Annotated in this window: 13 protein-coding genes; all 13 read left to right on the top strand. The window is 69.2% G+C overall.

Annotation, left to right across the window (positions count from 1 at the left end; all coding sequences use genetic code 11):
- The first annotated feature begins 117 nt into the window (after positions 1–117).
- The 13 genes from SACE_RS23670 to SACE_RS23610 are packed head-to-tail and all read left to right on the top strand — an operon-like array spanning position 118 to position 12995.
- Positions 118–996: a branched-chain amino acid ABC transporter permease gene (locus SACE_RS23670; protein ID WP_009949235.1), complete on the top strand. Its 879-nt coding sequence runs from the start codon at positions 118–120 to the stop codon at positions 994–996.
- Entirely contained in the window at positions 993–2030 is a 1038-nt protein-coding gene (locus SACE_RS23665) for a branched-chain amino acid ABC transporter permease (protein ID WP_009949236.1), read from the top strand. The genes SACE_RS23670 and SACE_RS23665 overlap by 4 nt, the downstream gene beginning before the upstream one ends.
- Positions 2017–2826 (top strand): ABC transporter ATP-binding protein, encoded by an 810-nt coding sequence (locus SACE_RS23660; protein WP_157355961.1) that lies wholly within the window; start codon positions 2017–2019, stop codon positions 2824–2826. The genes SACE_RS23665 and SACE_RS23660 overlap by 14 nt, the downstream gene beginning before the upstream one ends.
- Positions 2823–3521, top strand: a complete 699-nt coding sequence (locus SACE_RS23655) for an ABC transporter ATP-binding protein (protein ID WP_011874490.1) — start codon at positions 2823–2825, stop codon at positions 3519–3521. The genes SACE_RS23660 and SACE_RS23655 overlap by 4 nt, the downstream gene beginning before the upstream one ends.
- A gap of 15 nt (positions 3522–3536) precedes the next feature.
- The gene (locus tag SACE_RS23650) at positions 3537–4730 is read left to right on the top strand and encodes an ABC transporter substrate-binding protein (RefSeq protein WP_009949239.1); all 1194 of its coding nucleotides are present in this window, start codon (positions 3537–3539) and stop codon (positions 4728–4730) included.
- 22 nt (positions 4731–4752) lie between these two features.
- Entirely contained in the window at positions 4753–5712 is a 960-nt protein-coding gene (locus tag SACE_RS23645) for an LLM class flavin-dependent oxidoreductase (protein WP_009949240.1), read from the top strand.
- The gene (locus tag SACE_RS23640; protein ID WP_009949241.1) at positions 5709–6662 is read left to right on the top strand and encodes a CoA transferase subunit A; all 954 of its coding nucleotides are present in this window, start codon (positions 5709–5711) and stop codon (positions 6660–6662) included. Before SACE_RS23645 ends, SACE_RS23640 begins: the two co-directional genes overlap by 4 nt.
- On the top strand, positions 6659–7420 hold the full coding sequence (locus SACE_RS23635; RefSeq protein WP_011874488.1) for a CoA-transferase subunit beta: 762 nt from the start codon (positions 6659–6661) through the stop codon (positions 7418–7420). Before SACE_RS23640 ends, SACE_RS23635 begins: the two co-directional genes overlap by 4 nt.
- 13 nt (positions 7421–7433) lie before the next feature.
- The gene (locus SACE_RS23630) at positions 7434–8126 is read left to right on the top strand and encodes a maleate cis-trans isomerase family protein (RefSeq protein ID WP_009949244.1); all 693 of its coding nucleotides are present in this window, start codon (positions 7434–7436) and stop codon (positions 8124–8126) included.
- A gap of 21 nt (positions 8127–8147) precedes the next feature.
- Entirely contained in the window at positions 8148–9035 is an 888-nt protein-coding gene (locus SACE_RS23625; protein WP_009949246.1) for an FAD binding domain-containing protein, read from the top strand.
- The gene (locus SACE_RS23620; protein ID WP_009949248.1) at positions 9032–9520 is read left to right on the top strand and encodes a (2Fe-2S)-binding protein; all 489 of its coding nucleotides are present in this window, start codon (positions 9032–9034) and stop codon (positions 9518–9520) included. The genes SACE_RS23625 and SACE_RS23620 overlap by 4 nt, the downstream gene beginning before the upstream one ends.
- Complete coding sequence (locus SACE_RS23615; protein ID WP_009949249.1) at positions 9517–11841, top strand: xanthine dehydrogenase family protein molybdopterin-binding subunit; 2325 nt, start codon at positions 9517–9519, stop codon at positions 11839–11841. Before SACE_RS23620 ends, SACE_RS23615 begins: the two co-directional genes overlap by 4 nt.
- Positions 11838–12995 (top strand): diaminopropionate ammonia-lyase, encoded by a 1158-nt coding sequence (locus SACE_RS23610; RefSeq protein ID WP_009949251.1) that lies wholly within the window; start codon positions 11838–11840, stop codon positions 12993–12995. The genes SACE_RS23615 and SACE_RS23610 overlap by 4 nt, the downstream gene beginning before the upstream one ends.
- The last annotated feature ends 14 nt before the right edge of the window (positions 12996–13009 follow it).

The following is a 13009-nucleotide window of genomic DNA, read 5'->3' as shown; positions in this document are numbered from 1 at the left end:
GCCACTGCCCAGCTACGGCGGGCCGTCTAGGCTCGTTGGCACAGGTTCGACCAGGCATCTGACTCGAAGGCGGAGTTTACGCCGTCGACCACCCCCGAGGAATCCGGAGGGGGAGCCGTGTCGGAGATCGGACAATACCTCGGCAACGGTCTCACGCTGGGAGCGATCTACGCGCTGATGGCGGTAGGCCTCACGCTCGTTTTCGGCTACATGAACGTGGTCAACTTCGCCCACGGCGAGTTCTACATGATCGGGGCCTATCTGTCCTACACGGTCGCCGACGTTCTGGGCCTGTCTTTCATCAGCGGACTGCTCGCCGCGGTCCTGGGCGCGATCGTGCTCGGACTGGCGATCGACTCGGGCGTGCTGCGCAAGCTCCGCGAGCACGAGGACATCGCTCTGCCGATCCTGGCCACGATCGGGATCTCGATCCTGTTGCAGAACGGGGCGATGCTCGTGTGGAGCCCGGTTCCGCAGACCGCCGGGTCACCGTTCTCCAGCGACAGCATCGACCTGCTCGTGGCGCGCACGACACCGCGCAACATCTTCATCGTCGTCGTGGTCGCGGTGACGATCCTGGCGGCGCACCTGCTGATGACCCGCACCCGCATCGGCCTGGACATGCGCGCCACGTTCCAGGACTCGACGGCGAGCTGGCTGATGGGCGTCAACGTCCGCCGCGTGTACGCGATGACGTTCGCACTGGGAGCGGCGCTGGCCGCGCTGTCGGGCGTGCTCATCGCGACGATCTTCCAGATCACCCCGACGATGGGGGCGCTGGCCACGGCGAAGTCGTTCGTTGTGGTCATCCTCGGCGGACTGGGCTCGTTCCCCGGGGCGATCGTCGGTGGGCTGCTGCTCGGCCTGGTCGAAAGCCTCGGCGCCGGATACCTGTCGGCCGGGTACAAGGACGCGTTCGGGCTCCTGGTCCTCCTCGCGGTGCTCCTGCTGCTTCCGCAGGGACTGTTCGGCGCGCGCAAGGTGGTGCAGGAATGAACACCTTGCTCCGGTCCCGCGTGTGGCGCGTCGCGGTGTCAGTCGCGGTCGTGGGGCTGCTCTTCGCCGGCGGGATGCTGGCCGGGCCCTACCAGACGCAGATCGCCGTGCTCGCCGCGATCTACGTCATCATGGCCAGCAGCCTGAACCTCGTGCTCGGCTACTCGGGCCTGCTGAGCCTGGGCCATCAGGCCTACTTCGGGCTCGGTGCCTACGTCTCGGCCATCGCCTCCACCGCGCTGGGGGTGCCGATGGTGCTGGCCGTGGTGGTCAGCGCCGTCGTCGCGCTCGTCGTGGCCTGGTTGATCGGGCGTGTCACGCTGCGGCTGCGGGCGGCGTTCTTCGTCATCGCGACCTTCGCCGTGGCCGAGATCTTCCGCCAGGTGGCGTTGAACTGGGTGGAGCTGACCGGTGGGCCCATGGGGTACTCCGAAATTCCGCCGATCGGGATGTTCGGGTACGAACTCGTGCGCCCGAAGGAGGTCTTCCCGGTCGTTTTCGCCGTCGCGTTGTTCATCGTGATCGCGATCGCGCGGCTGGCGTCCTCCGGACTCGGCTACAGCATGCGCGGGTTGGCCGAGAACGAGAACCTGGCGCGCGCGGTCGGCATCGACACCAGCCGGAACGCGACCATCGCGTTCAGCCTCAGCGGGGCGATGGCCGCGGTGGCGGGCTCGCTGTACGCGCACACGGTCGGGTTCGTCTCTCCGGAGGTGTTCGGGTTCGCCATCATGATCAACACGCTGTTGATGGTCATCGCGGGCGGAATGGGCACGGTGCTCGGGCCGGTCATCGGGGCGGTGCTGTTCACCCAGCTCCCGGAGATGCTGCGGTTCAGCGACGAGTGGCGGCTGGTGATCTACGGGCTGGTGCTGGTCCTGCTCGTGCGGTTCATGCCGCGTGGGCTGTGGGGCACCGCGCTGCACGTGATGCGGCAGCGCGCCTTGGCCGCGGAAGCACCGGCCGGGGACGAGGGCGAGGCCGATGCCGCCGAGAAGCTCGACCGCAAGGGGGCGCGCCATGCCCAGTCGTGAGCTCGTCATGAACGGGAACGTGTCCACAGAGGACTCGCTCGTGGTGGACCGGCTGACGGTGTGCTTCGGCGCGCTGTGCGCGGTGACCAGCCTCGCGCTGGAAGCCGAGCCCGGCCGCATCACCGCTCTCATCGGTCCCAACGGTGCCGGGAAGTCGACCGTCTTCAACGCCATCACCGGATTCGTTCCCGCGGCCGAGGGCACGGTCCGGCTGGGCGCCGAGCGGTTGACCGGCCTGCCGCCGCACGTCATCTCCCAACGCGGTGTGGTGCGGACGTTCCAGAAGCGCAGCTTGTTCCCGCGGTTGACGGTGTTCCACAACCTCCGCATCGGTTTGCACACCACCGAGCCGAGGTCCGTGTTCGGCACGATGCTCGGTGTGCCGCGATGCCGGCGTGCGCAGCACGAGGTGGAGGCCACGGCCCGCGAGCTGGCACGTTTCGTCGGGATCGAGCAGGAGCTGGAGCGCGAGGCCCGTGCCCTGCCCTACGGCCGGCAGCGGATGCTGGCGGTGGCGATCGCGCTGGCGGCACGTCCGGCGTTCCTGCTGCTCGACGAGCCGTCGGCAGGGCTGAACCGGACCGAGACCACGGTGATGGCCGGTCTGCTGGACCGGGTGCGCAAGGCCGGTGTCGGCGTGGTCCTGGTCGAGCACGACATGAAGTTCCTGTTGGGCATCTCCCACCACGTGGCGGTGCTCAACGCGGGCGAGAAGATCGCGGAGGGGACTCCCGCCCAGATCCAGGCCGATCCGCAGGTGCGCGCGGCGTACCTCGGCGAGAGGACCGCGACATGATGAGCGTTGAGGGTCTCACCGCGGGATACGGCCGTGTCCCGGCCATCGTGGACGTCACCATCGACGTGGCGGCCGGCGAGCTCGTCACGATCATCGGCAGCAACGGTGCCGGCAAGTCGACGCTCCTGCGTGCGCTTTCCGGACTGATCCGGTGCTCCTCCGGGACCGTGCGGTTCGACGGTGCCGACATCACCAACCTGTCGCCGCACCGGATCGTCAAAGCCGGACTCGTGCACTGCCCCGAAGGCAGGCACGTGTTCCCGATGCTGACCGTGCGCGAGAACCTGCGGATCGCGGCACGGCACGGCCGGTCACGAGAGACCGAGCGCCTCGAAGAGGTGCTCACCCTGTTCCCGAGGCTGGGGGAGCGGCTTTCCCAGTCCGCCGGAAGCCTGTCCGGTGGCGAGCAGCAGATGCTGGCCATCGGACGCAGCCTGATGGCGGATCCCAGGCTCGTCATGCTCGACGAGCCCTCCCTGGGACTGGCCCCGCTGCTCGTGGCGCAGGTGCTGGAGGTGGCCGGTCGCATCCGGGACCGCGGTCGCACGGTTCTGCTCGTCGAGCAGAACGCCGAGCTCGCACTGCAGGTCGCGGACCGCGCGTACGTGCTCGAGCGCGGCCGGATCACCAACTCCGGCGCGGCCGGCGAACTGGCCGGTAGTCGTTCGATACGCGAGGCGTACCTCGGCGGATGAGCCGGGAGGGAGGCCATGATGCGTCACCGTCATCTCGCCGCACTCGCTGCGTCGGTGCTGCTCGTCACCACGGCATGCGCCGGCGGGGGAGCGGGCAATCCGCAAGAACTCACGATCGGGGTCGCACAGCCCCTGAGCGGGCCGGTGGCCAGCTCGGGCCAGGCGGTCGCGCACGGGGCCGAAATCGCCGCCGAGGAGATCAACGCGGCCGGCGGTGTCAACGGCAAGAGGATCGCGCTGCGCATCGAGGACGATGCCAACGATCCCGCCACCTGCGTCAACGTCGCGCAGAAGCTGGTCAACGAGGCGCAGGTCCCGGTCGTGATGGGCGGCTGGGGATCGTCGTGCACGCTGGCGATGCAGCCGATCCTCGAACGGGCCTCCGTGCCGCTGCTGGTCGAGACCTCCAGCTCGGACAAGGTGACCGACAAGGACCAGTCCGGCGGTGAGTGGACCTTCCGCCTGTCGCCCACGTCCTCCATGGAGGCCGTCGCGCTGGAGCCAGTGCTGAAGGGCATGCAGATCAAGAAGGCCTACACCCTGTCGGTCAACAACGACTTCGGTCTCGGCGCGGCCCGGCACTTCGGCGAAACCCTCACCCGTACGGGAGCGCAGGTCGTGGGTGGTGCGAAGTTCGAGCAGAACGAGCAGAGCTTCTCGACCTTCGTGACCCAGGCCATCGCCTCCGGCGCCGACACCTGGGTCGTCACCACCGACGCCAGCCAGATCGCGTTGCTGCTCAAGGAAGCCCGGGGCCAGGGCGCCACGGCCCGGATCATCACCACGGGCGGGTCCAACAGCCCCGTGCAGGTGGTCCAGCTGGCAGGCCCGCAGGCCGCGGAAGGCAGCTACGCGACGATGTTCTTCGCCAGCTTCGACCCCAGCAAGGCCGCTGCGCCGCAGGAGGCGGAGCGCTTCATCGCCGCCTGGAACGCCAAGGGCTACAACCCGGGAGAGGCCCCCGAGGGAGTGCGCGGCTACCAGGGGATCAAGGTCATCGCCGCGGCGATGGGCGCCGCGCAGAACCCGGCCGACCCCAAGTCGGTGCGTGATGCGCTGGCAGGAGTGTCCGTGCCCGGAGCCATCTACGGCGACATCAGGTTCCAGACATGGCGCAACCTGGTCAACCAGACGGTCCCACCGGTCTACCTGGTGCGCACCGTCAACGGCCAGGTCGAACTCGTCGGTACCGGGCAGCCGCCGTACTGACACCGACCAGGGGAGGCCCAGGATGTCCGTCGCATTCGGACTGGCGGTCGAGAACTTCACGCCGCAGGAGCGCGAGCCGAGCATGGACGAGATGGTCGGCTACGCCACCAGGGCGGAGCAACTGGGATTCCGGTCGCTGTGGGCGTGGGACCACCTGTTCCTCGGAGCGCGCCGTCCGTTCCCGTTCCACGAGTCGCTGACGACGCTGACCGTCCTGGCGGCGCACACCAGGCACGTCCAGCTCGGAACGGGGGTCCTCGTGCTGCCGATCCGCGATCCGGTGCTGCTGGCCAAGGTCACCGCAACGCTGCAGACGGCTTCGGGCGGGAGGTTGCTGCTCGGCATGGCCGCCGGTTGGTACGAGCGGGAGTTCGACGCGGCGGGTGTGCCCTTCAAGGGCCGTGGCCGCATCTTCGAACGCAACCTGGAGATCCTTCACCGGCTGTGGGGCGAGGACGGAGTGACGGGGGAGTACGACCAGACCCGGTTGCGCAACGTGCGCATGCTGCCGCTTCCGCAGCCCCGGCCGAAAGTGCTCATCGGTGGCTACGTCGACCGCGTGCTCAAGCGCGTGGCCACCCGCGGCGACGGCTGGATCACCTACTTCTACACCGCCGAGAGCTTTTCCCAGGCGTGGGCGAAGATCCGCGACTTCGCCGAGGAAGCGGGGCGCGATCCGGACGAGCTGTCCAACGTGGCGCAGCTACCGCTGTGCATCGCCGATTCCTACGAGGAGGCCGACCGGCTGGTGCGGCGCTACGTCGACGACTACTTCGACATGGCGCCGTGGAGCGAATCGACCGCGGACAGCGCGATCAGGGGCACACCCGAACAATGCGCCGAACAGCTGGCCGCACAGCTCGAGGCCGGAGTGCAGCACGCGGTCTTCGCTCCCTTCGACTACCGGCTCGAACAGATCGAGCGGTTCGCGGCCGAGGTGTGGCCGCTGCTGCAGAGCGCACCCGCGGGGAGCGTGCGATGACGGCCACGACATTCCGCGAAGCGCGCGTCGACCTCGAACGCCATGCGCGACCGGTGCGGGACAAGACGTGCACGGCCGCTGAGGCGCTGCGGCTCGTCGAAGACGGTCACCACGTGGGCATCGGGGGAACGCTGTACTCCCGCACCCCGATGGCGCTGGTCTTCGAGCTGCTTCGCCAACGGCGCCGGGGCCTCACCTTGTCCCGGCCGCTGACCTGCTACGAGGCCGAGTTGCTGCTGGTGACCGGTGCGGCTGACCGCATCGTGACCAGCTGGGTGGGCATCGGGCTGAACTGGGGCCTGTCCCGGGTTCTCCGGCACTACGTCGAACGAGGTCTCGCGGTCTACGAGGAGTGGAGCCACCTCGGCATCGGGCTGCGCTACAAGGCCGCGGCGATGGGCGTGCCGTACCTGCCGACGCTGACGATGCTCGGCTCGGACCTCGCACGCGTGGACGAGACCACCACGGTGCGGTGCCCCTACACCCATCAGCAGCTGCTCGCGGTGCCCGCCCTGCACCCCGACGTGGCACTGATCCACGTACATCGCGCGGACGTGTACGGCAATGCGCAGGTCGACGGCTACCGGCACATGGATGCCGACATGGCGCGTGCCGCGCGGCGCGTCGTGGTCAGCACCGAGGAGATCGTCGAGCCGGATGCGATCAAGGCCAGCCCGTTCAGCACCATGCTGCCGCACTTCGCCGTGGACGCGGTGGTCGAGGCACCGTACGGCTGCTACCCCCACGAGTGCTACGGCCGGTACGAGGCCGACACCGACCACTTCGACGCCTACGTGGAAGGCATCCGCGAGCACGGGTTGGACGGCGTGCGGCACTACGTCGACGAGCACGTGCTCAATCACCGCGACTTCACGGGCTTCCTCGCCGAGGTCGGTTCGGCACGGCTCGACCGCCAGCGGCAGCGTGCGGAGGAGTTGACGTTCCGATGAGGCCGAGTCCTACCGAGATCATGACGGTGACCGCGAGCCGTCTGCTCGACGACGACGCGGTGGTGTTCGCGGGCGTGGGGATTCCCCTGCTGGCCTCGGCGCTGGCCCGCCGGCGGCAGGCGCCGAACCTGACGATCGTGCTGGAGGGCGGCATCGTCGGCACGCATCTGGTCCCGGGCCGGCTGCCGATCTCCACCAACGAGATGCGCGCGGCGTTCGGTGCTCCGATGCTCACCGACATCACCGACATCTTCCTCTTCGCCCAGCGGGGGTTCTTCGACTACGGCATCCTCGGTGCGGCGCAGGTCGACAGGTACGGCAACATCAACACCAGCTACATCGGAACACCGGAGGCGCCCAAGGTGCGCCTGCCCGGTAGCGGCGGCGCCAACGACATCATCTCGCTGTGCAACGAGATCTTCATCGTGACCACGCACGAACCGCGGCGCTTCGTCGAGCGGGTCGACTTCATCACCAGCCCGGGCCACCTGCGCGGGGAGAACACGCGCGCGGAGTCCGGACTGGTGTTCGGCGAGGTGAGCGCGGTCGCGACCGACCTCGCGCTCCTGGACTTCGCAACGGAGTCGCGGCGCATGCGGTTGCGTGCTCTGCAACCCGGTGTCTCGGTCGCCCAGGTGCAGGAGGCGACGGGGTTCGAGCTGCTGGTGCACGAGTCGGTCGACGAACTGCCAGAGGTGACCACGGACGAACTCGCGATTCTGCGCGACCTCAACGGCGCCGAGGTCGGTGCGGCGTGATCGGAGGATGGCCATGACGACGGGCGTGCAGCGACGGGTGGGCCTGATGATCCCCTCGTCGAACACCATGATGGAGGCCGACTTCACCCGCGGTCTGCCGGACGGCATGACGCTGCACACGGCGCGCATGTACATGCGCGACACCACGCGGCAGGGCGAGGAGCGCATGCTCGACGAGTTCGCGCTCCCGGCCGCGCGGGACCTGGGCACGGTGTCCCCGGACGTCGTCGTGTTCGGCTGCACCAGCGCGGGCGCCCTGCGCGGCAGCGACTACGACGCGCGCCTGTGCGCGCAGATCAGCGAGGTCGCCGGAGCACCCGCGATCAGCACGATCCAGTCGGTGCGCCACGCGATCCGTGCGACAGGAGCCCGGCGGATCGGTGTCGTGACGCCTTACGTGGACGAGCTCAACGCGAAGATCAAGTCCAGCATCGAGGACGACGGCATCGAGGTCGTGCGGATCGCCGGCCTGGGCATCACCGAGAACTTCACGATCGCGCAGGTTCCGCGCGACACCATCGTCGAGTTCACCGTCGCAACGTTGTCGGACGTGGATGTCGATCTAGTTTTCGCATCCTGCACCAACTTCGGTGCGATGGCGGCGATCCCCGGCATCACGCGGGCGCTCGGTCTCCCGGTCGTCACCAGCAACCAGGCGGTTCTCGCCGCCACGGTCGCGAGTGCGGGGCAGGAAGCCGCCGTCTGAGGCGGTCGCGAGGAGGTTGCGGTGGTCTGCGTTCCCTTCGAGTACACGGCGGTGTCCACCTACGACGACGCGGTTCGAGCGCTGGTCGAGCACGGGGAGGACGCCAAGGTCCTCGCGGGTGGTCAAAGCCTCGGACCGATGCTCGCGTTGCGGCTCGCGCGTCCCGCGGTGGTCATCGACATCAACGACATCGACCAGGGGCAGCCCGAGGTGGCCGGCGAGGTGCTGCGCATACCCGCGCTCACACGACACCGGACTGTCGTCGACTCGCCGCTGGTCCGCCAACACGCACCGATGCTCAGCGAGTGCACGTCCCGGGTGGGCAACGTGCGGGTGCGCAACCGCGGGACGATCGGAGGCAGCCTGGCCCACGCCGATCCCACCGCCGAAATACCCTGTGCGGCGCTGGCGCTCGGCGCCGACATCGTCGTGCGGGGCCCGGACGGCGACCGCGCGGTGCCGGCGCGTGACTTCTTCGTCACCTACCTGACCACGGCGCTCGAGCCGTCCGAAGTGGTCCGAGAGGTCCGGCTCCCGGCGCTGCGGCCGCAGCAGGGGTGGAGCTTCCACGAGTTGGTGCGTCGCGCATCGGACTTCGCCGTAGTCGCCGTGGCCGTGGTGGTGGAGCTGGAGTCCGATGCCGCGACGGTGCGGTCGGCGGAGGTCGCCCTGGCGGGCGTGGCCGACCGGCCGGTTCCAGCCGGGCGGGAGGCCGTCGCCCCGCTGATCGGGTCGAGCGGCGCCCCGGCCGAAGTCGCTGCCGCGGCGGCGGCCATCGCCGGGAACACCTCGCCGGACGGCGACGTCCACGCCTCCGGCGCCTACCGGCGACGGCTGGTCGACGTGCTGACCAGGCGCGCCCTCACCGAGGCGCTGGGGCGCGCACGGACGAGCGGAGTGGTCACATGAACAAGAGACTCGTGAGCCTGTCGGTCAACGGCCGCCGGTACGACGTGTGGGTCACGCCCAGCGACCTCCTGCTCGACGTGCTGCACGACGAGATCGGGCTGCCCGATGTCCGCTACGGGTGCGGAGAAGGGGTGTGCGGAACCTGCACCGTCGAGTTCGACGGGGAGCCGATCAGCTCGTGCCTGATGTTCGCGGTGCAGGCGCAGGGCCACGAGGTGACGACCGTGACCGGCTTGCTCGGCGAGAACGACACCCTGCATCCGCTGCAGGAGTGCTTCCTCGCCCATGGCGGCTCGCAGTGCGGCTTCTGCACACCGGGCATGGTGCTCACCGCGCATTGCCTGGCACGTCGCGGCAACCGTCCCAGCCGTGACGAGATCCGCTACGAGCTCGTCGGCAACCTGTGCCGCTGCACCGGCTACACGAAGATTCTCGACGCGATCGAGGACTACGTCGACAAGACCGCCTCGGAGAAGCCGTCATGAGCAGCGATGTCCTGACCACGACCGGTCCCGCGACGATGCGGGTGGTCGGTCGGAGCCTGGCGCACCACGATTTCGTCGACAAGGTGAAGGGATCTCAGCTCTACGCGGCGGACTGGAAGCTTCCGGGCATGCTCTACGCGCGCGTGGTCCGTTCCCCGTTCGCGTCGGCGCGGATCAAGTCCGTCGACCTCGACCAGGCGCGAGCGCTGCCGGGTGTCGCCGCGGTGCTCACGGCACGCGATGTGCCTTGCAACCGGATCGTGGAACACGCCTCGGGCGGCCTCGGGGAGCTCACCGTCGCGATGCCGGTGCTCGCCGGCGACCGGGTTCGCTACGTCGGTGAACCGGTCGCCCTCGTCGCCGCGGTGAGCCAGCAGGTCGCCGATGAGGCGGCCGAAATGGTGGACGTCGACTACGAGGACCTGCCCGCGGTCTTCGACGCGGAGTCCGCTCTGGCCGACGACGCACCGCGCGTGCACGACGAGGGCAACGTGCTCGTCACGTGGCACCTCCAGCGGGGGGACGTGGAAAGCGCCCTCGCCGGCGCCGACGTGGTCGTGGAAGGCGAGTACCGCAGCCAGCGCGTCGAACACGCCTATCTCGAGCCCGAGGCCGGGGTGGGCTGGATGGAGAACGGGGTGCTCACGCTCAGGGTGTCGACGCAGGTCCTCGAGCACGCCGTGGAAGTCGCCGAGATCCTCGAACTGCCCAGGAACAAGGTGCGCGTGATCGGCACCTACATGGGCGGCGGGTTCGGCGGCAAGGAGGACATGACCGTCGAGCCGTACCTCGCCCTTCTGGTGTGGCACACCAGGAAGCCGGTGCGGATGGTCTGGGACCGCCAGGAGTCGATGCAGGCGAGCACGAAGCGCCACCCGTTCGTCATGCGCTACCGCACCGGGGTGCGGCGCGATGCCACCATCGTCGCCCAGGACATCGACATCACCGGCGACGCGGGCGCGTATCCGTACCTGAGCGCGCGCGTCATGTTCGCCGGTGCGGCGGTGGCGTGCGGGCCCTACCGCACGCCCAACGCCTCGGTGCGTTCACGGGCGGTGTTCACCAACACCATGCCGACCAGTGCGTTCCGCGGCTTCGGCGCCATGCAGGTGGTTTTCGGGTACGAGTCGCAGATGGACCGCATCGCCGACGCTTTGGGCATGTCGACGACCGAGGTGCGTCGACGCAACTTCCTCGACAAGTCCGACACCATCCCCACAGGCGAGTCGTTGTCCACGGCCGTCGCCGTCGGCGAAACCATGGAGCGCGCGCTGGCCCGGCTGGGCGAGAAACCAGCGCCCAGCGGGTCGACCAAGCGGGTCGGCCGCGGGTTCGCCTGCAACATGCAGCCCTACGGGCGGACGGTGTGGTTCCACGACCGAGCGTCGACGTGGCTGAGCCTGCAGCCCGACGGCACCCTGCTCCTGCGAGCCGGGATCACCGATCTGGGCGCCGGTCAAGCCGCCAGCCTGTGCCAGATCGCCTCCGAGGTGCTGGGTGTCCCCATCGACGAGATCAGCGTCTACATCGGGGACTCCGCGCTGAACCCGGAGGCCGGGGGCACCTTCGGCACCCGGCAGTTGTACATGTCCGGCAACGCGGTCCTGCATGCCGCGCAGGGGTTGCGCGACAAGCTCGCTCCGGTCGCTGCCGAGGTGCTCGGTTGCCCGGCCGATGCGCTGGCGTTCGAGGACGGGCTGGTTCGCGTGGTGCGGGACACGGCGCCGAGCACCGGCATCACGCTCGCCGAGCTCGTCGCCGAATGCGACGAGCGCGGAGTGGACACGTCCCATCTGGCGCTCTGGCGAGCGACTCGGGGCACGTTCGACCCGCAGACCGGGCAGGGCGACAGCTTCCCCGACTACACCTACGGATGCCACGCGGCCGATGTCGAGGTCGATGTGGAGACCGGCGAGGTCGGGGTGCTGCGCTACGCCGCATCCCACGATGTCGGGCGTGCCATCAACCCGATGCGCGTGGAGGGCCAGATCCAGGGCGGAGCGATGCAGGGCCTCGGTTATGCGTTGATGGAGGACGTGCCGCTGGAAGAGGGCCAGTGCGTTTCGAGCCTGTTCGCCAGCTATCTCATCCCCAGCTCGATGGACATGCCCGACGTCGAGGTGGACATCGTCGAGAGCGGCGAGGGCAAGGGGCCGCTCAACGCGCGAGGGATCGGCGAGCCGCCGATCGGGCCTTGTGCCGCCGTGATCGCCAATGCGATCACCGCGGCGATCGGACAGCGCCCGACGTGCTTGCCGATGACCGCGGAACGTGTGTTGGAGCTTTGCGGCCGCGTGGCGGAGACGGAGGTGCCCACGTGACGACCGACCACCGAGCATGCGAGTTGTTCTTCAACGACAACGCGCTGCGCGTCATCGAGGGCATTTCGGCGGACCGCGCGCCGCTGGAGTTCCACCAGCGCATGCCGGACTATGCGCGCACACCCCTGCTGGACTGCCCGCCGCTGGCTGACGACCTCGGTGTCGCACGGCTGTGGGTGAAGGACGAGAGCACCAGGCTGGGCCTCATGTCCTTCAAGGTCCTCGGCGCGTCCTATGCGATCTACCGCACGCTGTGCGACCGGCTCGGTGCCGAGCCCGAGTGGCGCGATGTCGACGAGCTCCGTCGCGAGCTGAGGCCGCTCGCGCCGATGACGCTCGCGGCCGCCACCGACGGCAACCACGGGCTCGCCGTCGCCCACATGGCCCGCCTGCTCGGCTTCTCCGCGCGCGTGTACGTGCCCGCCGACATGGTTGTCGCTCGCATCGAGGCCATCGAGGCGGAGGACGCGGTAGTCACTGTCGTCGACGGTGACTACGACGACGCGGTGCGCAGGTCGGCCGAGGACGAGTCGGACGAGTGCATCGTGGTGGCCGACACCTCGTGGCCGGGCTACGAGAACATCCCCTGGTCGGTCATCGAGGGCTACTCGACGATCTTCTGGGAAACCGACGACGAGCTCCGTGAGCGCGGTGCCGCGCAGCCGGACGTCGTCGCCGTGCCGATCGGTGTGGGCGCCCTCGCCGCGGCGACCGTTCGCCACTACCGCCGCCCGGACGCGGTCGCGACGCCACGTTTGATCGGCGTCGAACCGCTGCCTTCGGCGAGCGTGCTCGAGTCGCTGCGCGCGAGGCGTCGCGTGACCGTCCCGGGCCCGCACGAGTCGATCATGGCCGGTTTGCGCTGCGGTACCCCGTCAGCGCTGGCCTGGCCGCTGTTGCGGGACGGGATCGATGTCCTGGCGGCGATCGACGATGCGTACGCGTGCGAAGCGATGCGCTCGCTCGCCGCGGTCGGCGTCGTCGCCGGCGAAACAGGCGCGGCCGCTCTCGGCGCGCTCCGCGCGGTGGTCGAGAAGTCCGGTCGCGGAGGCGAGCTGCCATCCGACGCGTCAGTGCTCGTCGTCGTCACCGAAGGCGCGACCGATCCCCAGACCTACGCACGAATCGTCACAGCCGGCGGCAGTGACTCCTGATCAGGAAGGGGAAG

The organism is Saccharopolyspora erythraea NRRL 2338 (assembly GCF_000062885.1).
Classification (GTDB): domain Bacteria; phylum Actinomycetota; class Actinomycetes; order Mycobacteriales; family Pseudonocardiaceae; genus Saccharopolyspora_D; species Saccharopolyspora_D erythraea.
This window is presented reverse-complemented; position numbering and strand designations above follow the sequence as displayed.